16 protein-coding genes are annotated in these 19,799 nt (G+C 62.6%); 5 read left to right on the plus strand and 11 right to left on the minus strand.

Going from position 1 to position 19,799, the window contains the following annotated elements:
- The first annotated feature begins 23 nt into the window (after nt 1-23).
- The 4 genes from ASE72_RS20410 to ASE72_RS18085 all read left to right on the plus strand — a co-directional run bounded on the left by ASE72_RS20410 (nt 24) and on the right by ASE72_RS18085 (nt 3,961).
- Nucleotides 24-440 (plus strand): hypothetical protein, encoded by a 417-nt coding sequence (locus ASE72_RS20410; RefSeq protein WP_156350662.1) that lies wholly within the window; start codon nt 24-26, stop codon nt 438-440.
- A gap of 229 nt (nt 441-669) precedes the next feature.
- The gene (locus ASE72_RS18075; protein ID WP_056025019.1) at nt 670-1,866 is read left to right on the plus strand and encodes a trypsin-like peptidase domain-containing protein; all 1,197 of its coding nucleotides are present in this window, start codon (nt 670-672) and stop codon (nt 1,864-1,866) included.
- Between the two features lie 65 nt (nt 1,867-1,931).
- The gene (locus ASE72_RS18080) at nt 1,932-2,609 is read left to right on the plus strand and encodes a winged helix-turn-helix domain-containing protein (protein ID WP_056025022.1); all 678 of its coding nucleotides are present in this window, start codon (nt 1,932-1,934) and stop codon (nt 2,607-2,609) included.
- Between the two features lie 2 nt (nt 2,610-2,611).
- Nucleotides 2,612-3,961: a sensor histidine kinase gene (locus ASE72_RS18085; protein ID WP_056025024.1), complete on the plus strand. Its 1,350-nt coding sequence runs from the start codon at nt 2,612-2,614 to the stop codon at nt 3,959-3,961.
- A gap of 225 nt (nt 3,962-4,186) precedes the next feature.
- Here ASE72_RS18085 and ASE72_RS18090 read toward each other — a convergent pair whose 3' ends face one another.
- The 3 genes from ASE72_RS18090 to ASE72_RS18100 all read right to left on the minus strand — a co-directional run bounded on the left by ASE72_RS18090 (nt 4,187) and on the right by ASE72_RS18100 (nt 6,493).
- Nucleotides 4,187-4,456 carry a hypothetical protein gene (locus tag ASE72_RS18090; RefSeq protein WP_056025026.1) on the minus strand — a complete coding sequence of 90 codons (270 nt, stop codon included), beginning with the start codon at nt 4,454-4,456 and terminating at the stop codon, nt 4,187-4,189.
- 91 nt (nt 4,457-4,547) lie between these two features.
- The gene (locus ASE72_RS18095; protein WP_056025028.1) at nt 4,548-5,561 is read right to left on the minus strand and encodes an AI-2E family transporter; all 1,014 of its coding nucleotides are present in this window, start codon (nt 5,559-5,561) and stop codon (nt 4,548-4,550) included.
- Nucleotides 5,558-6,493, minus strand: a complete 936-nt coding sequence (locus tag ASE72_RS18100) for a YihY/virulence factor BrkB family protein (RefSeq protein ID WP_082446275.1) — start codon at nt 6,491-6,493, stop codon at nt 5,558-5,560. Before ASE72_RS18100 ends, ASE72_RS18095 begins: the two co-directional genes overlap by 4 nt.
- A gap of 871 nt (nt 6,494-7,364) precedes the next feature.
- Here ASE72_RS18100 and ASE72_RS18105 point away from each other — a divergent pair.
- Complete coding sequence (locus tag ASE72_RS18105; RefSeq protein WP_056025033.1) at nt 7,365-9,077, plus strand: restriction endonuclease; 1,713 nt, start codon at nt 7,365-7,367, stop codon at nt 9,075-9,077.
- Between the two features lie 487 nt (nt 9,078-9,564).
- Here the strand turns inward: ASE72_RS18105 and bktB are convergent, their stop codons facing one another.
- The 8 genes from bktB to ASE72_RS18145 all read right to left on the minus strand — a co-directional run bounded on the left by bktB (nt 9,565) and on the right by ASE72_RS18145 (nt 19,790).
- Nucleotides 9,565-10,743, minus strand: coding sequence for a beta-ketothiolase BktB (bktB, locus tag ASE72_RS18110; protein WP_056025036.1), 1,179 nt, complete (start codon nt 10,741-10,743; stop codon nt 9,565-9,567).
- Between the two features lie 20 nt (nt 10,744-10,763).
- The gene (locus ASE72_RS18115) at nt 10,764-13,103 is read right to left on the minus strand and encodes a TonB-dependent receptor (protein WP_235532451.1); all 2,340 of its coding nucleotides are present in this window, start codon (nt 13,101-13,103) and stop codon (nt 10,764-10,766) included.
- 572 nt (nt 13,104-13,675) lie between these two features.
- Nucleotides 13,676-14,467 (minus strand): cyclase family protein, encoded by a 792-nt coding sequence (locus ASE72_RS18120; protein WP_056025042.1) that lies wholly within the window; start codon nt 14,465-14,467, stop codon nt 13,676-13,678.
- A gap of 2 nt (nt 14,468-14,469) precedes the next feature.
- Complete coding sequence (locus tag ASE72_RS18125) at nt 14,470-15,396, minus strand: 3-keto-5-aminohexanoate cleavage protein (protein ID WP_056025046.1); 927 nt, start codon at nt 15,394-15,396, stop codon at nt 14,470-14,472.
- A gap of 1 nt (nt 15,397) precedes the next feature.
- Nucleotides 15,398-16,204, minus strand: coding sequence for an ester cyclase (locus tag ASE72_RS18130; protein WP_162235500.1), 807 nt, complete (start codon nt 16,202-16,204; stop codon nt 15,398-15,400).
- Nucleotides 16,201-17,721, minus strand: coding sequence for an AMP-binding protein (locus ASE72_RS18135; RefSeq protein ID WP_056025051.1), 1,521 nt, complete (start codon nt 17,719-17,721; stop codon nt 16,201-16,203). The genes ASE72_RS18130 and ASE72_RS18135 overlap by 4 nt, the downstream gene beginning before the upstream one ends.
- Nucleotides 17,722-17,731: 10 nt before the next feature.
- Nucleotides 17,732-18,913 carry an acyl-CoA dehydrogenase family protein gene (locus tag ASE72_RS18140; protein WP_082445142.1) on the minus strand — a complete coding sequence of 394 codons (1,182 nt, stop codon included), beginning with the start codon at nt 18,911-18,913 and terminating at the stop codon, nt 17,732-17,734.
- 31 nt (nt 18,914-18,944) lie between these two features.
- The gene (locus ASE72_RS18145; RefSeq protein ID WP_056025057.1) at nt 18,945-19,790 is read right to left on the minus strand and encodes a 3-hydroxyacyl-CoA dehydrogenase family protein; all 846 of its coding nucleotides are present in this window, start codon (nt 19,788-19,790) and stop codon (nt 18,945-18,947) included.
- Nucleotides 19,791-19,799 lie beyond the last annotated feature (9 nt).

Genomic DNA, 19,799 nt, shown 5'->3' on the forward strand with positions numbered 1-19,799 from the left:
ACACTACCCCTTAGGAAGCAGCGATGGATGAGTTTGCGCGCATGATGAGTATGGAAGGGGTGCGTCCTCTTGATTCCTCCGGGAACAAATTTCGTCGTGTCGTCAAACGGCCGTCTCCAGTTCCCAATCAACCCTCAGGACCCTCCCTGGAATTGGAGCCGTGCGGCCATGCATGGGTTGCCGGAAAACGTGCGCGCACAGCGCTTGAGACAGCTCTGGAGCGCCTTGCCAGCGAGATCCGCATTGGACGACGTGGCTGGGCAACCGGTATTCTACAGGATGGCAGGACGGTTACATTGCCGGCTTCGTCAGGAGCGGCATCTTTGCTCGGCACCGCAGATCGTCAATCGTTGCGCCTTATGATTGTCGGGGGTGAGGGCTGGACCTTCGTCATGCATCCATTGATGGGGGTCGCGACGCTCGATGACGATCCTGCTTAGTCCGAATGATCGAGCGTCCGGACACGGGACGCCGTGGAGCGGCCCGAACATCGAGAACCGGGTCGAGCTCCGAGCGGGCTCCGGGGGCGGCGGTATGGCACCGGGCAAGCAGGCGGGCCCGTAAGATTACAGCGATGTAATGTTCGCAACAGGCGGCGGTCATCGTCCGGTTCCAAAGAGAGCATATGCTCGCAGGACAAGGACAAAGACCGTGATACTTAACCGTCGCATGACCGTACGCCCGGTGATCGCTGCCGTCGCTCTGGGAACCACGGCACTCGTCGGTGTCGCGGGCGGGGCGATTGCCGCGGATGACGGTCGCACCAGCATCGCCGAGCGGTTCACGGCACCCGGGCCCGCTGCTGTCGCGTCGACAGGGGTGCATGCCTCGCTATCAGATATGGTCGAAGCCGTTGGACCAAGCGTTGTTCAGATACAGGTCAAGCCCGCATCAACTCAAGAGCAGCAGTTCGAGCCGACGCAGTTCGGATCGGAGGAGAGCGAACTGGCTGATAGACTGGGTCAGCTGTTCGGCTTCGGCATGCAGGATCGCGGTGGGCAATCCGGGGCGCCACAACAGCAAGGCCCGCAGCGGGGATCGCTTGGCTCGGGGTTCATCGTCGATGCATCCGGGATCGTCATCACGAACAACCATGTCGTCAACGGTGCCGACCGCGTTACCGTCCAGATGTCGGACGGCCGCGAATTCTCCGGCCGCGTCCTGGGTCGTGACCCCAAGATCGATGTCGCCGTGGTCAAGATCGACGGGCACGGTAAGTTCACCCCGATCAAATGGGGCGACAGCGACCATATCCGCGTCGGAGACAGTGTGTTTGCCGTTGGCAGTCCGTTCGGCCTTGGAAACACCGTGACATCGGGCATCGTATCGGCCCGTGGGCGGGCAATCGGGGCGGGGCCTTACGACGATTTTCTGCAGGTCGATGCCGCAATCAACAGCGGCAATTCGGGCGGTCCGCTGTTTGATAGTGCAGGTCGGGTCGTCGGGGTGAACACCGCGATCTTTTCTCCGACTGGCGGTAATGTTGGGATCGGGTTTGCGATACCGGCCGCCATGGCGCGGAAGGTCGCGCTTCAGATCGCGCAAACCGGCCATGTGTCGCGTGGCAGGATCGGTGTCTCGTTGCAGGATCTGACACCGGAGATTGCCAGCGCGATGGGCTCGAACGCCACCAACGGCGCGTTGATCGCCGAGGTTGAAGATGGCGGGGCAGCCGCGCTGTCCGGCCTGCAACGCGGCGACGTCGTTCGGCGCTTCGGATCCAGGCCGGTCGAGAACGGGCGCGACCTTGCCCGCGCCGTAGCGGAGGCTCGGATTGGTTCGATCGTTCCCACACAGGTGCTGCGTGACGGCCGCCAGGTTTCCCTGAACCTGCGCATCGCAAGCGAACCGATAGGCCAGTCTTGAGCCCATGGAACCGGGGGGCGATACACGCGTCCGCTCCTTGACACCTTGAATGGAACGGTCCGACCTTGAAGCTGCTCCTGATCGAAGACGATGCACAGACTGCAGACTATGTTCGTCGCGGGCTGGTAGAGCTTGGCCACGTGTCCGATTACGCCGCTACCGGCATCGACGGCCTTACCGCCGCAATCGTTGGCCGATATGACGCGATCATTCTTGACCGGAACCTGCCCGAGCTCGATGGACTGTCGGTGCTGAAGGCATTGCGTGCGAAAGGTGATCGGACGCCGGTACTGCTTCTATCGGCACTCGGGCAGGTGGACGACAGGATCGCGGGCCTTCAGGCGGGCAGTGACGATTATTTGGCCAAGCCCTTCTCATTTGGCGAACTCGTTGCACGCCTGGAGGCGATAGTTCGTCGACTCAGCGACACCGACACGGCGCTAGGCACCCGCGAGACGGGTTCGTTGACGCTCGACTTGCTCGGCCGCACAGCCACACGCAACGGCAGGCGTATCGAACTGCTCAACAAGGAGTATCAGCTGCTTGACTATCTGACCCGCCATGCCGGGCAGGTGGTGACACGCACGATGCTGATCGAGGCGATCTGGGATTACAACTTCGATCCGGGGACGAACGTCGTCGACGTCCATGTCAGCCGGCTGCGCGCCAAGATCGACGGTTTGGATGACGTTCCGATGATCCGAACCGTCCGCGGCTCGGGCTATCGGCTGGATGCCGTCTGACGATGCGCTGGCCCTCGACAGCCGCGCTGCGGGGTGCACTCTGGATCACGCTGATTGCGCTGATCGCGACGGGGATCGCCCTGAGCGTGCAATATGTCCAGACGGTACGCCTGCTCGACGACCGCGCGCAGGCAGTGGTCGACGACGAAGCGGCAGGGCTTATTGAGCGGTATCAGAGCGAGGGGCCATTTGCCGTCGCACAGTCCGTGTCCCGTGCGGTCGCGCGCCCGCGCGTTACAGACTTCATCTATCTCATGACCGACGCTTCGGGCCAGCCGGTCGCGGGAAACCTGGCAAAATGGCCCAGTGAAATCGACCGTACTGGGTATCGTACGTTCGATACGCAGGTCGCGACGACGCGGGGCACGGTCATCGAGCGACAGGTCGCCGCGCGGACGGTGCTTCTCGGCAACGACTATCGACTGCTCGTCGGCAGTCTCTCGGATGATCGACGCCTGCTGCGCGATCGCTATATTTCCGCACTTGCCTGGTCGCTGATGGCTACCGGAGTGATCGGCCTGCTCTTCGGCTTCTGGTACAGTCGGCGCGGGCTCGCCTTCCTCGATGCGGCCAGCACCGCCGGCGACCGGTTTCGCGCCGGGCATCTGGACGAGCGTTTGCCCGTGGCAGGGCGGGGCGATGAATATGACCGCCTGGCAGCGACTCTGAACCATAGTTTCGCGGAGATCGAACGCCTCGTGGATTCGCTGCGAACCGCGACCGATGCGCTTGCTCATGATCTGAAGACGCCGCTGACGCGGATCCGGTCGCGGCTCGAACTTGCGGCCCTTGGCGGGGATCAAAATAATGCGACGTCGGATATGCGCGGAGATCTCGATGCCTTGCTCCGGACGATCGACGACACGCTACGACTGGCTAGAGCAGAAACGACGATGGCCAAGGAGTTTGTTCCCGTTGATTTGGCGGCAATCGTCGGCGAGGCCGTTGAACTGTTCGAACCCGTAGCAGAAGATAGGGGCCTCCTATTGAGTGCCGAAGTATCGCCGGCAATAGTCAGTGGTGTGCGATCGCTTCTTGGACAACTCGTCACGAACGTGATCGACAATGCGATCAAATATACGCCCCCAGGTGGTCTCGTGTCAGTCAGTCTCGACCACCGTCGTGACGGGCTGTGGTTGATCGTGTCCGACACTGGGCCGGGGATAAACCCGGATCAACGCGAGCATGCGTTGTCCCGGTTTGTCAGGCTCGACGCTAGTCGTAGTTCTGAAGGCAGTGGCCTTGGACTTAATATCGCGCTCGTTTCCGCAAGGGTTCACGGCGCCCGCCTTGCTTTAGCCGACAACACCCCGGGATTAAGAGTAGAAGTTCACTTCCCGAACGCAATGTGAGGTCGTGTGACTGTAGGGCCGCTAAGCCACTGCATAATTGCATGATTGCCCCTGGAACGGCACATACATTAATTAAATAGGCTTTTGGGATAGAAGGTCCGAGCTTTCTGCGGCTGTCTCGAAATCAGCTTAAAAACGGCGAAAACGGAAAAGGGCGCCCAATGTTACTTGGACGCCCCTCCAGAGCGAGCTGTGCTTGGGAGCGGCTCGTCCTGTCTCACAAAATTACATGCCGTTCGACAGGTTGGTGTCGGGGTCATTCGTTCGCATGTCTTCAGCCTGGTTTTGACCGGTTGCACGAACGGCATCGGCCTTGTTCTCCAGGCGATCCTCAACGGCTTCGTTATCGATCCGGTCGGCAGCATCCTCGAGATTATCCGCAACCGCTTCGGTGTTGGATTCGATCTTGTCCGCGGCCTGTTCGCGTGGGCTGGAATTGCACGCCGAAAGAGAAGCGAGCCCTGCTGCAATCGCGATTACGAATGTCTTTTTCATTTTATTATCCCCTGTTTTTGACCGCGTGTTCTTGTGGCGTAATCGCTGACACGTGGCTTTGTTCCTGTTCATCAGGCACTTCACCTCGTCATCATGACGCCAGCAGCTTGGCGATCCAACGGCTGCGATCGAACTGCCCGCAGATCATCACGATCGCAGCGGTCAGCGGCACCGCGATCAGTGCTCCGGCGATGCCCCATACCCAGCTCCAGAACGTCATCGCGACGATGATCGCCAGCGGCGACAGCGACAGCTGCTTGCCCTGCAGGATCGGGTAGACGACGTTGCTGATCGTCATCTGCAGAACAACGAACCCTGCGAACACCAGCAACGGCATCTGCCACCCGCCAAACTGGATGAACGCGAAGAGCACAGGCGGGACGATGCCGACGATGTTGCCGATGACGGGGACGAAGTTGAGCAGGAAGTTCAGGATACCCCAGACCAGCACCAGCTCGAGCCCCGTCATCCATGACCATAAAGACGATGCGACGCCGGTCAGGATGCTGGTCGCAAGCGTGGTGCCGAGATAGCGGCGGATCTGACCGGAAATCTCCTCGCCGACTTCGAGCATGTCGCGTCGCGCACCGCCCTCGAACATCTCGTACAGCTTGCGCCGAAGCCGTGGCACTTCAGGCATGCCGAGCATCACCACGATCCCGATGAAGCCGACATAGGTCACGAACGCGTAGACGCCGCTCGCCAGCATCTGGACCAGCACCGTGATCCGCTGCCGGTTGATCGTCCCGGCGATCGGCACGCCGCGATCCGCCGCCCAAGTGGCGAGGTGGTTATAACCGCGCTCGAGACCTGCCCATTGCGACGCAACCGCGCCGATCAGCTGACCGACCGACAGGTACACCGCCGCGGCGAACGCGCCGAGGATCGTGACCAGCGACAGGAGGGTCAGCGTATAGGCGATCCAGGAGGGCATGAACCGCGCCAGCCAGCGTTTTAGCGGCCAAAGCGCGGCGACGATGATCGCGGCAAAGGCGATCGGCATGATGACAGCAAAGCCGATGCGCAGCGCGGCAATCAGTAGGATCGCGGTGATGATGCCGAGCAGGCGGTTTCGATAGCGGTCCTGCACGGGGATGTCGGTCATTCGGCACGTTCCTTTATGTGTTCGCCGGCATGGCGCAGGGCTTCGGCATTTAGCCGCGCGCCAAGCAGGAGGGCCCAGGCCGACACCATCAGCCAGAGCATCAGCACCACGACCGCGGACAGCGAGCCATAGGTGTCGTCGAAGCGCGCGAACTGCGCGACATAGGCGCGAAACATCATCGTCGCGGTCAGCCACAGGGCGACGCCAGCGATCGTGCCGGGCAGGGCGCTGCGCCACGGGATCGCCTCCGACGCCGGGGCGTAGCGATAGAGGACGATAAGGCCGCCACCCGCACCGACGGTCAATGAGCCGAACAGCGTGATCGCCGACGCCAGCCGGGCACCCGGCAGCCCGTCGGGAACATAGCTCTGCAGGAACGTGAGGACCGACAGCGATACGAGCGCCGTTAGCACGAGCGCGGCGCATCCCAGTACCACAACCGTCGACACCAGTTGACGGCGCAGACCCCTTCGTTCGCGTTCGATCAGATAGGCGAGATTGATCCCGTGGAGCAGCGACCGTCCCGCACGACGCGCGCTGAACAGTGCGATGCCGAGCGACACAATCAGGGTAACGATTCCACCGCGACCGCTGGCAAGCCCGCGGTTCAGGTTCGCGGCTACCAAATGCTGCGCACTGACCGGCAGGATGGCGACAATCTTGTACATATTGTCGGCGACCGCGGTTGGTGGAACCACCATGCCGTAAACGCCCGCAATGACGCCCGCTAGCGGGATCATCGCTAGAAAAGCGGCAAAAGCAATCGAACTCGCCGCGATGCCGAAATCGTCACGGAACGCGCTACGGACCGTTCGGGCCGATAACACAGCCCACAACCCGATCCGACCAAACGCTTGGGTAGACATCTTGAAGCGCAGCAGACGAACACGGGCACGAAGGGCTTGGCCACCCTTCCAGTCCGTGGCCATCATGGGTCGGTATTTCCCGTCCACGGATCAGCCGTGAAGCCGCGACAGGAAAGATCGATCACGGTCAGCTCCACGTTGTTCCGGTATACCGTTCGAGATGGGGATGGGGTTCCGCGCAATCGTCCGCATCGTCGATCACCTACCGCAGTCCAGCTGTGAGGATGGCCACGGTCGTTCGCGGGGTGCGAAGAGCGCCCTTCAGCCAGCGGTTGCACGTCGGAAGGCAGCGTTCGCAGATCATCCCGCGGTTGATGGGCCGAAGGGGTGGTCGATGCGTCGCCCAGTCGCGTATCCCGTGACTGGCATGTGGTCGGCGCACCTGGAAGCGGAGATCAGACAACGAGTCTGCCTCTTTCAGTCACGGCCCCGGGGAGGGGACCGAGACGGATAAACAGACTGCGCCCTGAAAGCGATCGGCCGGCATGTCTATTGCAGTAAAGACAGGTTGCCGACGATGGCTACAGACATGAATGAATGGCCGAAGTTGGGGAGGCGAAGCTACCAGCTGAATGTCTGCATTTGGGTCTCACTGCGGGAGGGGGCCAGGTGAGTAGCTGCCAAAAGGCCAGACCGCCTCGTCGATGCTCTCGGGAAAGGTGATGGGCCGGTGGCGTGCTGCCGACCACCACCTGCTCGACCAACTGCAGATGCGGCTGGCCGATCGATCATCAGGCAACGCATCGTCAGTCTGCTGTGAGGCTGACTCACGGTGAGCAACACGGCAAGCACCGAGATAACTTAGGGGCAGCGTAGCGTGGGGGCCGACCGAAATGAACGGCCTTTCCGCTCATTAATTGCGAGCCGACCTGCCGCCGACCGCGCGTCGTGCTCGACTCTCAAGGACAGCGCGGAGACGCCGAGGGGAACTGCCGAAATGACCGACATCACATTGCATTCGCCGAACCTAGATAAGCTCGAAATCGGCAATCTCAGCGCCAAGTTTAGCGCGCGCGGCGACCGGATCCTGCGTTACTATATCGACATACGGCACAAGACGATGAACCTGCACCGCGAGCTTGGTGCGCCGGAGCTGTTCATTCTTCAGAGCAAAGTTGACGCCCTGTTAGCCGACTGGGACGAGAAGCTGGTCGCGTTCGAGACGAAAAGGCTTTTCCAGACCGGCAAGGGCGCGGCCGACGACATGACCGCCGATGCCATCCGCGACCAGGAACGCATAAGCCGCATCCTCGCTCACACACTGACCATCGATGACGCCATTGACTGGGAGACGCTGAAGGACCGCAGCCAATACCCGATGCCGTCCCGCTTCCCGGAACCGCAGCCTACCACAGTACCCCGCCCGGAACCCGCCTACGAGGCGTTGCAGATCGGCCTGCTTGATCGGTTGCTCGGCAAGCGCCGCCATCTCGAGGGGCAGGCCGAGACGCGCAACGCCCGCGCCGGCGAGGAGTGGCGGCGGTCGGAAATGGAGCGCGAGGCGCTGCACGCGGTCGCGATGACGAACTGGGAAGCGCGGGAGGCCGCTTTCTGGGCCGAGCACCATGGCGCCAAGGCCGAGCACCTGTCCGCGCAGGCCGCTTCCCACTCCAAGGTCGACGCGCTGCGCGACGCGGTCGCCGACCGCGATCCCGATGCTGTCATCGAACACGCATCGCTGGTGTTGGAGAACTCGGACTACGGTGGCCTGTTCGAGAAGTCCTATGAGGTTCAATATCGGCCGGACGACCGCCTGCTGCTGCTGGCCTACGACCTTCCCGCCCCAGACCGGCTGCCGCAAACGAAGTCGGTTAAATTCGTGAAGGCCACCGGCGAGCTGGTCGAGACGAAGATCGCCGAGCGCGACCGCAAGGCCAACTTCGACAGCGCCTGCCACCAGATATGCCTCAGAACCATCCACGAGCTCTTCGAGGCCGACGTCGACGGCAATGTCGATGCGGTTCTTTTCAACGGCATGGTCGAGTCCGTGGATCCGGCCACCGGGCTCCAGCGGCGATCATGCATCCTGTCGGTCCTCGCCAAGCGCGACGAATTCTGCCGCATCGACCTCGCCCGCGTCGATCCCAAGGCGTGCTTCAAGGCGCTCAAGGGCGTCTCTGCCGCCAGCCTCTCCGCGCTCGCGCCCGTCCCACCTGTCATTGAGATGGACCGCGAGGACCGCCGCTTCATCGAAGCCCGCGAGGTCGGCTCCACCCTCAGCCAGGGGACCAATCTCGCCTCCATATCGTGGGATGACTTCGAGCACCTCGTCCGCGAGCTGTTCGAGAAGGAATTTCTGAGCCGCGGCGGCGAGGTGAAGGTCACCCAGTCCTCCAGCGACGGCGGCGTCGACGCCATCGCCTTCGACCCCGACCCGATCAGCGGCGGCAAGATCGTCATCCAGGCCAAGCGCTACACCCGCACGGTTGGCGTCGCCGCGGTCCGCGACCTCTACGGCACGGTGATGAACGAGGGCGCGTCGCGCGGCATCTTGGTCACCACCTCCGATTATGGCCCCGACGCCTACCGCTTCGCCAGCGACAAGCCGCTGGCACTGCTTAACGGCGCTAACCTGCTGCACCTGCTTGAGAAGCACGGCTATCAGGCCAGCATCGACGTTGCCGGCGCACGCGCCGCGCGGTTTCAATGAGGTAGCCGGCCGATGGGCGCGGCGAAGGACGACCGATCACACCAGCACCATGCCTGAACACTTCAACGGCGGTCCTTCACAAACCAGCTGTGAAGCAACGTGGGTCCTGCTTCAGCCGATGAACGAACGGCCGTCGCTGGGAGACGAAAAATGCGGCTTGAGTGTCGTCTTGTGGGTCAAAACGAAGCTTCGATACTAACGTATCGGCAACAAGGTTCTCAAACGCTTTGAAAAGCTCATTCTACTCTAAAATGAAGATAGCGATAGACCAAAGCCGGCGGGGAAGCAGATAAGTAAAGATAGGGGGACAATTTAGGCGCAGTGGTTGCGAAATATTCATGATATGGTGAAGCTGGGACGAAAGATTGCGTTCAAAGTCAATGATATTAGAACTAGCGGCACTTCCGCATCTTGCGTTGTCGATAGCGTTCGCTCGTTGCCGCTCACAAAACAGAATGATTCTGCCCCACGGAAACCACGAATCCTTTCAACCGCGTTCGACGATCATCGCTATACCCTGCCCCCCGCCTATGCACATTGTCACGAGAGCGTAGCGGCCGCCGTTGCGGGCAAGTTCGTAGAGAGCCTTCACCGTCAGGATAGCCCCCGTCGCACCGACCGGATGGCCGAGCGATATACCCGATCCGTTCGGATTCACCTTGTCGGGGTCGAACCCAAGCGTTCGCGATACCGCACAGGCCTGTGCGGCAAAGGCTTCGTTGGACTCGATCACGTCGATCTGGTGAAGCGTCAGACCAGCGCGTTCGAGTGCAATCGGTACCGCCTGAATAGGCCCCAACCCCATGTGGCTGGGCGCAACGCCGGCATGACCCCAACCGAGAATCTTGCCGAGCGGCGTCAGGCCGCGCGCCTCCACCGCAGATGCCGACGCTAAAATCACGGCTGCGGCACCGTCGTTGATCCCCGACGCGTTGCCTGCCGTCACCGTGCCGGCCTTCTGAAAGGCAGGGCGTAAACTCGCCATCGAGTCGGCATTCGCGTCGCCGCGGACGTGTTCGTCGACCGCGAATTCGCGTGTGCCGCGACCTTGTTTGACGGTGATCGGCAGGATCTGGTCGTCGAACCGTCCTTCGGATTGCGCCTGCGCCGCCCGCCGGTGGCTCTCGACCGCGGCGGCATCCTGATCGACCCGCGAGACGTCGTGATCGCGCGCGATGTTTTCCGCAGTGATGCCCATGTGATAGCCGTCGATCGGATCGCTCAGGACCGCGATCATCGCATCAACCATCTGCACGTCGCCCATCTTCTGGCCGAACCGAACCGCGGGCACGTGGTGAGGCGACCGGCTCATTACCTCTGCACCGCCGGCTGCCGCGATCTCGACCTCGTCGAGTGCGATCATCTGCGCGGCCGAGATGATCGCTTGTAGGCCCGATCCGCATAGCCGGTTGAGTGTCAGGGCAGGGGCGCGGTCGGGAACCCCAGCCTTGAGCGCCGCGACCCGCGCCAGATACGCGTCTTGCGGTATCGTCTGGATCACCTGACCCATCACGACATGCTCGATATCGTTCGGCGTCAACCCGGCTCGCCGCACTGCTTCGGCGAGGACGCTCGCGCCCAGGTCCGCGGGCGCGTGATCCTTCAGGCTGCCCCCGAAATCACCGATCGCGGTCCGTACGCCCGACACGATATACACTGGCTTCACGCTCGACTCTCCGACGTTGTTCAATATTTGAAGCTTGCCTGCAGCAGGACTTCCCGGCCGCGCGCCACGACTCCGCGCTGCTCGCCCTGCGTGAGTGGAATGCTAGTGCCGCCGGTGCGATCACCCGCAAACAGCAGATAGTACTTGTTCGTCAGATTGCGACCAATCAGTGACATCTGCCACCGGCCGTCGGTCGGCCCGACGCGGGCGCTCGCGTTGAACCGCCAGAAGTCGTTCTGCTTGGAGGCGGGCGCAAAGGAGTCGCTCGCGAAGTATGCGGAGTTATAGAAGGTATCGCCGGTCACCCCGACTTCGAAATCATTGCTGGCCGGGATGGTCAGCTCGAAGCCTGCATTGCCGGTCAGGTCGGGCGAACGCGCTGGGGCTCGGCCGTCGAGCACCTGTTGCAGGATTGGCGTCCCTGCCGCGGTCAAAGTCCGCGTACCCGTCGCGTTGGTCACAAACGAACATCCGGACGGTGCAGCGGCGGTAACCGCAACGGCCGCTGGAATCGTGTAGCCGTAGCACTGGCCGGTGTAATCGCGGAACCGGTTGTGCACGTATGCAACCGCGGCATGCAGTCGCAGCATCCGTGTGGCGTCGAAATTGGCCTCAAGCTCGCCACCACGCTGGCGTACCTGTCCGGCGTTGCTGATCTGGAATCGTATCGTGCTGGCGTCGTATTGCGTGACCTGCAGATTGCTAAAGTTGTATGCGAAGGCTGATGCAGTCAGTCGCAGCCGCCGGTCAAACAGCTCACCCTTGGCGCCCGCCTCAAAGCCTTTCACTGTTTCCGAATCGAAGTCGATGTCGGCGAGCGTCGTGTTGGTCTGGATCGGGCTGGTGATCCCGAACCCGCCCGATTTGAAACCGGTCTTGTAGGCGATGTACAGCGTCGAATTGGCCACCGGATGGTAGGACAACGTCGCCTCGGGCGAAATGTTGTCATCCTTGAAGGTCCCGGCGAGGATACCGGGAGTCTGGTCGGTCGAACTTGCGAACACGGTTGCGGCAGTATTAAACCGGCCTAGCGCCGAGTTTATGCCATAAAGGTTCTGGTTCCGCGTCTTCTTCTTCTCCGACGTGTAACGTGCGCCTGCGGCAAGTTCGAGCTTAGGCACAATCAGCCAAGTTGCCTGGCCGAACACCGAATAGGTGCGGCCGGTCAGGTACGCGTCCTTCTCGTACGTCTCGATCCTATCGTTGAGCGGATTGTAGCTGATGTCGGCGCGAAAATTGGTGTCGTTGTACAGTTCGTCGCGGGTGTCGCCGTAATACGCGCCGACGAGGAAGTTGACCGGCCCGTCAAGCTTGGTCAGCAAGCGGAATTCCTGGCTAAAGCTAGCGTAGCTGGTGTCTTCGTACGTGGTCAGCGCGTTGTCGACGGTGTGCGTCAGGCCCGATACGCTGCGATACCGGTTGTAGATTCGGCCGGTCAGTGACGACAGGTTGAAGTCGTCGGTATCGTATTTAAGCACCAGCGACGCCGTGTACGCCTTATTCAGCCCGCGCGAGCGGTTGTCACCATCTAGCGCGGGAATGCGGTTGGCGATCGCGGGGACGATGTTGCTGAAGCTGGTCTGGTTGTCGGCGCGGCAATCGCCGAACGGATCGGCGACCCCGAACGACCGTGGCCGGTCGCCCGTGCACGGACCGATATTCTGTGAGAACGAGCCGCCGCCCTGATCATGCGCGATCAGCCCGAACAGTTTTGCGCTTGCCGAAAATGCACTGGTCGGATTGTACTCGAGCGTCACGCGACCCATCGTCTCGTCGTCCCCGACCCTGCGACCCGGTGCGCCGGGTAGCGTTCCGGTCGACGCGGGCAGTGCGGCCGGAAAGAACGGGTTCGGCGCGACTTGCGCGTTGTTGTAGAGCCAGCCCTTCGCATCACGGTGCTTGATCGCCACGCGGCCGCCAAGTGTCTCGGTGATCGGGCCGGAGACATGCGCTTCGCCCGACACTTCGTCGGCGACGAATTCATAACCGACGCGTCCGCCGACCTCGAAGCGATCGGTCGGTCCTGCGGTGGTGATCGAGATGACGCCGGCCGGGCTGTTCTTACCAAAGAACAGCGCCTGCGGGCCCTTCAGCACTTCGACCTGCTGGATGTCAAAGAATCCGAGTGTCGCAACGCGCCCGGAGGACGACTGGATGCCGTCGATCGCAACCGAGACGGGCTGTTCATACCCAACCTGCGTCGGCGGCGAGCTGATCCCGCGGATCGCGATCGAACCGCCACCGATCGTGCGATAATTGCTGACGATCACGGTTGGGGTTAGTTCGCCGATCTTGGTAAGGTCGGTGGCGTTGTATTTGTTGATTTCTGCGGCCGACAGCACGGACACGGCGACGGGCACGTCGAGCAACCCTTCCTTCCGGAGACGCGCGGTGACAACGATGTCTGCGTCGCTGGCGACCGGGGCGGCATCCGTGGCCTGCTCAAGCGGCGTGGGGTTGCCTGGCGGGACGGCGACTGAAGCGGCGGGGGGGACCGGCGTGCCCTGGGCGGGTGCGAGCTGCGCGAGCGCGGTCCCCGCTATCAATGCTGAAGAACAGACGGCGGCAAGCGCGCCGATCCGGACCGAACGATATGAACGCACCTTCATGCCATCCTCCTCCTGTGTCGCGGTATGATTATCCGGCCGACCTCCAGTTTTGGATGGTCTGCCGAAGCCGCTGTGGTGGTCGGTGAGGGAAACTCCCCCCCGACATGTCGAAAGCTAGGCGCGCCTTCCGTCGACTGTCAACAGAAACGTTGACAATAACTTGGGTGATCGGTTGGAGGCGTAATTACGCAACATCAAACAGGTCGTGCTGACAAACAGAAGCGCGCGTTACACTTTTTCAGCGGCTCGTTCTGCCTTCCGAGGAGTAGGGGACAGAGCAGTTAATCCACGCACGCGTTGACGATATCTGCAACCCAAGCGGCTCAGGAATCGAGTATCGCCACCGCGCGTGTCCATCCGCCCGATGCCGCACGAATCTTTACGGGGAAGCAGGCGATCGTGAACCCGGTTGCCGGCAGGCTCTCCAAGTTGTGCAATTTCTCGATATGGCAGTAGCCGATGTCGCGCCCGGCCTTGTGACCCTCCCAGATCAGTCCTGCGTCACCGCTCTTCGCATATTCAGCCGCGGTATGGACGAACGGCGCGTCCCAACTCCAGCCGTCGGTGCCGGTCACGCGCACGCCGCGCTCCGTCAGGTACAGCGTCGCGTCGCGTCCCATGCCACAGCCCGAAGCGACATAATCGTCGTATCCGAACCGGTCGCCCGCGCTGGTGTTGACGACGACGATCTCCAGCGGGGACAGCGTATGTCCGATCCGCGCCAGTTCCGCCTCGACGTCCTCAGCGGTCGCAACGTAGCCGTCGGAGAAATGCCGAAAGTCGAGTTTGACGCCGGGCTGGAAGCACCAATCGAGCGGTACCTCGTCGATCGTGATCGCGCGCTTGCCGCCATCTCCAATCTTGGCATCCATGGTGGACGCATAGTGATACGGCGCATCGAGGTGCGTTCCATTGTGCGTGGTGAGCGCAACGCGTTCGATTGCCCAGGCCTCGCCGTCGGGAAGGTCGTTTGCTGCCAAACCCGGAAAAAAGCCGAGCAACCCCGGGACCGACGCCTTGTGATCGATGTATTCTATACTCGGGCCGTAGCCGGGCGGATCGGAGATCACGTCGTTTTCGAGGAACACCGATAGGTCGATGATCGTGCGTGCCATGCTCAGAACTCCACCCGGTCGCCACCCTTGAGGCCGAGCATCGCGCGCGCCTCGCTCGGCGTGGCAGGTTCATGCCCCATCTCGTGCAGAATGCGGACGATCTTCGCTACCTGCTGCGCGTTCGAGACCGCCAGTTCGCCGCGTTCAATGAAGAGGCTGTCCTCCAGCCCGACGCGGACATGCCCACCCATCAGCGCGGCCTGGGTCAGGAACGGCATCTGGTGCCTGCCCGCCGCCAGCACCGACCATTGATACGAGTCGCGCCCAAACAGCCGGTCCGCAGTCGCCTTCATGAACATCAGATTTTCGAGATCGGGACCTATCCCGCCCAGAATGCCGAAGATCATCTGGATGAAGAACGGCGGCTCGACGATCCCCGCAGCGACGAAATGCGCGAGGTTGTAGAGGTGGCCGACGTCGTAGCATTCATGCTCGAACTTGGTGCCGCCCTCGCGCATCGTCGTAATGATCCGGTCGATGTCGCGGAAGGTGTTGCGGAAGATATAGTCGTCGGAGTTGAGGACATAGTCCTTTTCCCACGCGTGCTTCCAGTCGGTGATCCGCCGCCCCGCGCCGTGGAACGCGAAGTTGATGCTGCCCATGTTGAGCGAGCACATCTCCGGCTTGAAGCGCGTCGCCGCCGCCAGCCGATCGTCGAGCGGCATCGTCGCCGAGCCACCCGTGGTCAGGTTGACGACCGCATCGGTACGCTGGCGGATCACCGGCAGGAATTGCGCGTAGACGTCCGGATTGCCGGTCGGCTGTCCCGTCTCGGGCACGCGCGCATGGAGATGCAGGATCGCAGCGCCCGCCTCTGCGGCAGCTATCGCCTGGTTGGCGATTTCCTCGGGCGTGATCGGCAGCGCGTCCGACATGCTCGGCGTATGCGCGCCGCCCGTCACCGCGCACGTGATGATGATCTTGGCCATGTTACCCCTTCCGCTCGCGTTGCAGGGCGAGCAGATGACGATGGAGCCCGAGCCGGTCGCCGGATACCTGCGCGCGTGAAACCGTGCCGTCGGCCACGTCGATAATCGCCGCCAGTCTGAGGATGACCGGTTCTCCGACCAATGCCCGGTCGATGTCGACGAACCCGCCCGCATAGCGTCCGTGGCTTTCGACATGCGCGGCCGCGCGGGGGCCGGCGGTGAACATGTGGGAGATCGTCAGCGTATCGATCTCGACCAACGCTGCAAAGTCCGGTCCGTCGACTAGCACGGGCTCGACTGCGGCAGCCCTTAACATTCCAGGCAACCAATCGCGCACAATCGCCTCGGTTGCGGGATCGGGCGGCAGTACCGGCTGATCCCACGGCGCGAGGGCAGGGGCGGCAACCGCGTCGGGCAGGCCGCTCTTCAACTGACGCTTGCGGGCGAAGTAATCCTCCTCCGCCCAGCCATGCGACAACCGCTCGCCAGCTAGACGGAATACCGTGATCCCGCGCCATGCTGCGACGCGACCGTCGTCGCGCACCGATGCGCCGTGCTCGGTAAAGCGCATCGCCACACCGTCGACGCCGAGGATCGTGTCGTGGACCGTTACCGTCAGTCCCGGAAACTGATCGAGTTGTGCCGCGGTCGCGGGAAGATACTGGTCGTCGCGCCCGTCGAACACGTGTCCACCGATCGACAGCTTATAGGCCGGGTCCATCACCCATTCGACAGCTTGCGGATCGTGCGAGGTCAAAAAATCGACTGCGAACCCGCGTAATGCGCGTGCCTGGGGGGACAACGTCATGCCACAATTTCCGACCGCGCGCGGTCGAGCGTGCGCAGATCCTTTTTCAGTATTTTCCCGGACGCGTTCTGCGGCAGTGCACCGACGAAGCGAACCGAGGTCGGGCATTTGTAATGCGCCAGATGCTCGCGCGTGTAGGCGATCATCGCCGCCTCGTCCGGGTCTGCACCGATCCGCGGCACCACGTACGCCCTCGGGGTCTCGCCCCATTTTGCGTGCGGCACGCCGATCACAGCGACCTGGCCGACATCCGGATGCGCGCCAAGGACGTTCTCGATCTCGGTCGGATAAACGTTCTCTCCACCTGACACGATCATGTCCTTGTAGCGATCGTGGATGAAGACGAACCCTTCGCCGTCGCAATAGGCGGCATCGCCGGTCCTGAGCCAGCCATCGGGCGTGACGGCCGCAGCCGTCTCGGCGGGTTTCCGCCAATAGCCGATCATCACCATCCCCGACCGGATCCGGACCTCGCCGACCTCGCCGGGTGCGACGCGCACCTCGGTGTCCGGATCAACCAGTTGCAACTCGACCCACGGCAAGGGCCGGCCGCACGATCGCAACCGCTCGGGCGTCGGGCCATCGGGATCATGCTCGTGCGGCGGCAGGCTTATGACGGTCCCGGCGGTCTCGGTCGCGCCATAGGCATGGCTGAACTCGCAGCCGAACAGCGCGATCGCGCGGCGCAGCAACGGTTCGCCGATCGGGGCCGCACCGTAGAGAATGCGTTGCAGTCCCTGCGGCGCAATGCCGCCTGTGTCGACATGGTCGACCAGCCTTTGCACCACGGTCGGGACGAAGAATGTGTGCGTCACCCCGTGCCGGTCGATCGTCGCCGCCACACTGGCCGGGTCGAGCTTTTCGAGCAGCACGGTATGCCCGCCCTGACTGAGCGCCATCATGCCGTAGCCGATCCCGCCGATATGGAAGAGCGGCATCGCCACCAGATTGACGCTGTCAGCGGTGAACGCCCATACCTCGCGTGCCATCCGCTCGACATAAGACAGGTTGGTCTGGCTGATCAGTACGCCTTTCGGCACGCCCGTGGTCCCCGACGTATAGAGGAGCAGGGTAGCCGCATCGGGATCGACCATGATCTTCGGTGGCACATCGGACGCTGCGTCGCGCAACGCATCGAGCGCCGTCAGATCGATCGTCTCGACCGCTACGCCGGTAAGGCGATCGGCCAGTACATCCTGCACCAGCACCAGCTGTGGTTCGCCATCCGCAATGATCGCCGCGATCTCGCCCGCCGCCAGTCGCCAGTTCAGCGGCATCATGATCGCTCCGATCTTCGCGCATGCGTAGGCAAGCTCGTAGAACACGCACGCCGCATGCGACAGCAGCGCCACCCGGCCCCCCGCACCCACGCCGCGCTCGCGCAGCACGTTGGCCAGCTGCGTACTGCGTCGATCGATATCCGCGAACGTCAGCAGCTCGTCGTCAAACGCGAGGCACTTCGCGTCCGGTGTCTCGGCCGCGAAATGCTGCATCAGCGTCAGCAGGGTCGGTTGCATCGTTCGCTCCTCAGTAGCTTTTCGGCAGGCCAAGGCTGTGTTGCGCAACGTGGTTCAGGATCATCTCGCGACTGACGGGCGCGGTCTTGTGCAACCGGGCGATGAACCACAGGTCGGCAAGCCCGTACTCGTAGCTCAGCCCATTGCCGCCATGCGTCTGGATCGCCTGGTCGAGTGCCTTCAGCGACGCCTCGGCGCCGGCGAACTTTGCCATGTTCGCGGCTTCGGCAGCATCCTCGCCCTGGTCGTACAGCTGCGCTGCACGCGCATTCAGCAGACGCGCCGCCTGGACGTTGATATACGCCTCGGCGAGGGGGTGCGCGACGCCCTGGTGCTGGCCGATCGGTGTCTTCCACACGCTGCGATCGCGCGCGTACTGCGCCGCCTTGTCGAGCGCAAACCGCGAAATGCCGTTGTTGATCGCCGCTGCTGCTACCCGCTCAGGGTTCAGTCCGACGAACACCTGTTTCAGGCCCGCACCGCGCGTGCCGATCAGCATCGATGCGTCGAGCTGGATGTCGTCGTAAAAGGTCGTGAACTGCTTCTCGGGCGTCATCACCGCGGCATCGATCGGCTGGTAGCTGAGCCCCGGTGCGCTGGTCGGCAGCAGGAACAGCGACAGTGCTGAGCGCCCGTCGCCCGTCTCCATCTCCGGATCGCGGGCGACGATCATTACCGCGTCCGACACGTCGATTCCCGACGTCCAGTATTTAGAGCCGTTGAGGACGAACCCGTCGCCGTTGGACACGATACCAGTCTTCACCTTGTGCGTGTTGGAGCCCGCATCCGGCTCGGTGATCGCGAAGCAGATCTTCTTGGTACCGTTGGCGATGCCCGGCAGCCATTCGGCCTTCATCTCGGGCGAACCATGCGCAGCGATGATCGGCGCCGTGATCGAATTGATGACCAGCGAAAGCAACGGGCATCCCTGCGCAGCACACTCCTCGATCACGACGTTATAGTCGCCGATCCCGCCGCCGCTGCCGCCATGCTCTTCTGAGATGTGCACGCCGAGAAACCCGGCCTCGCCCAGCGCACGCCAGAGTTCGACCGGTTCTTCACCGCTCTTGACGCATTGCTGATAATATTTGCGGCCGAACTTGCCGACCAGCTTGGCGACGCTTTCGCGCAGTTCGCGGTGGTGATCGGCGGTGTCGACTAGGGGGGAGAAGAACATTGGTTGAGCGGACATGCGGTGCGTTCCTTGTGGATCTTATGGAATGTCAGGCGGGCCAGTCGAAGAAACCGTGCCCAGATTTTGCGCCGAGCCGGCCCTCGGCGACCATTTTCGCAAGCATAGCTGGCGGTGCGAAGCGTGGCCCGTGCGCTGCCTCCAGCGCGCGTGCGACCTCCAGCCGAACGTCGAGGCCGACGATATCGCTCAGCCGCAACGGGCCGACCGGGTGGCGATAGGCGAGCACTGCGGCGCGATCGATATCGTCCGCGCTGGCGACGCCGTCCTCGAGCATCCGTATCGCTTCCAGAGACGCCGCGAAGTCGAGCCGGCTGGTCGCGAACCCCGGTACGTCGCGCACCGTGATTGTCTCTTTGCCGATCGCCTTGCCGAATGTACGGGCCTGCGCGAGCGCGTCCGAAGAGGTGGCGGCGCCCTGCACGATCTCGAGAAGCTTGATTGACCAGACCGGATTGAAGAAATGCAGCCCGAGGAACGTCGACGGATCCCGTACGCTTTCCGCCAGCACGTCGATCGACATCGCGCTGGTGTTGGTGGCGAGTAACTGGGGGGACCTGGCGGACGCGCTAGAGAGGACGTCACGCTTGAGATCCAGCCGCTCGGGTACGGATTCGACGATCAGCGCCAGGCCTTCGGGAATCGCCTTCATCGTCTCGACGCGAACGACGCGGGCGGCGGTAGCTTCGGCTGCATCGGCGTCCAACTTGCCACGCGACACTGCCCCCGCCAGCGTGGTCTCGACCGTTCGCGCCATAATCGCAGCGCGCGTCGCGTCTGGTTCGACGACGTGGACCCTTCGTCCGGCCAACGCTGCAACATAGGCGATACCCACGCCCATCGTGCCGCCGCCGATCACTGCGATATCGTCCGTCACGTCACATCC

This window comes from Sphingomonas sp. Leaf20, assembly GCF_001421535.1.
GTDB lineage: Bacteria > Pseudomonadota > Alphaproteobacteria > Sphingomonadales > Sphingomonadaceae > Sphingomonas.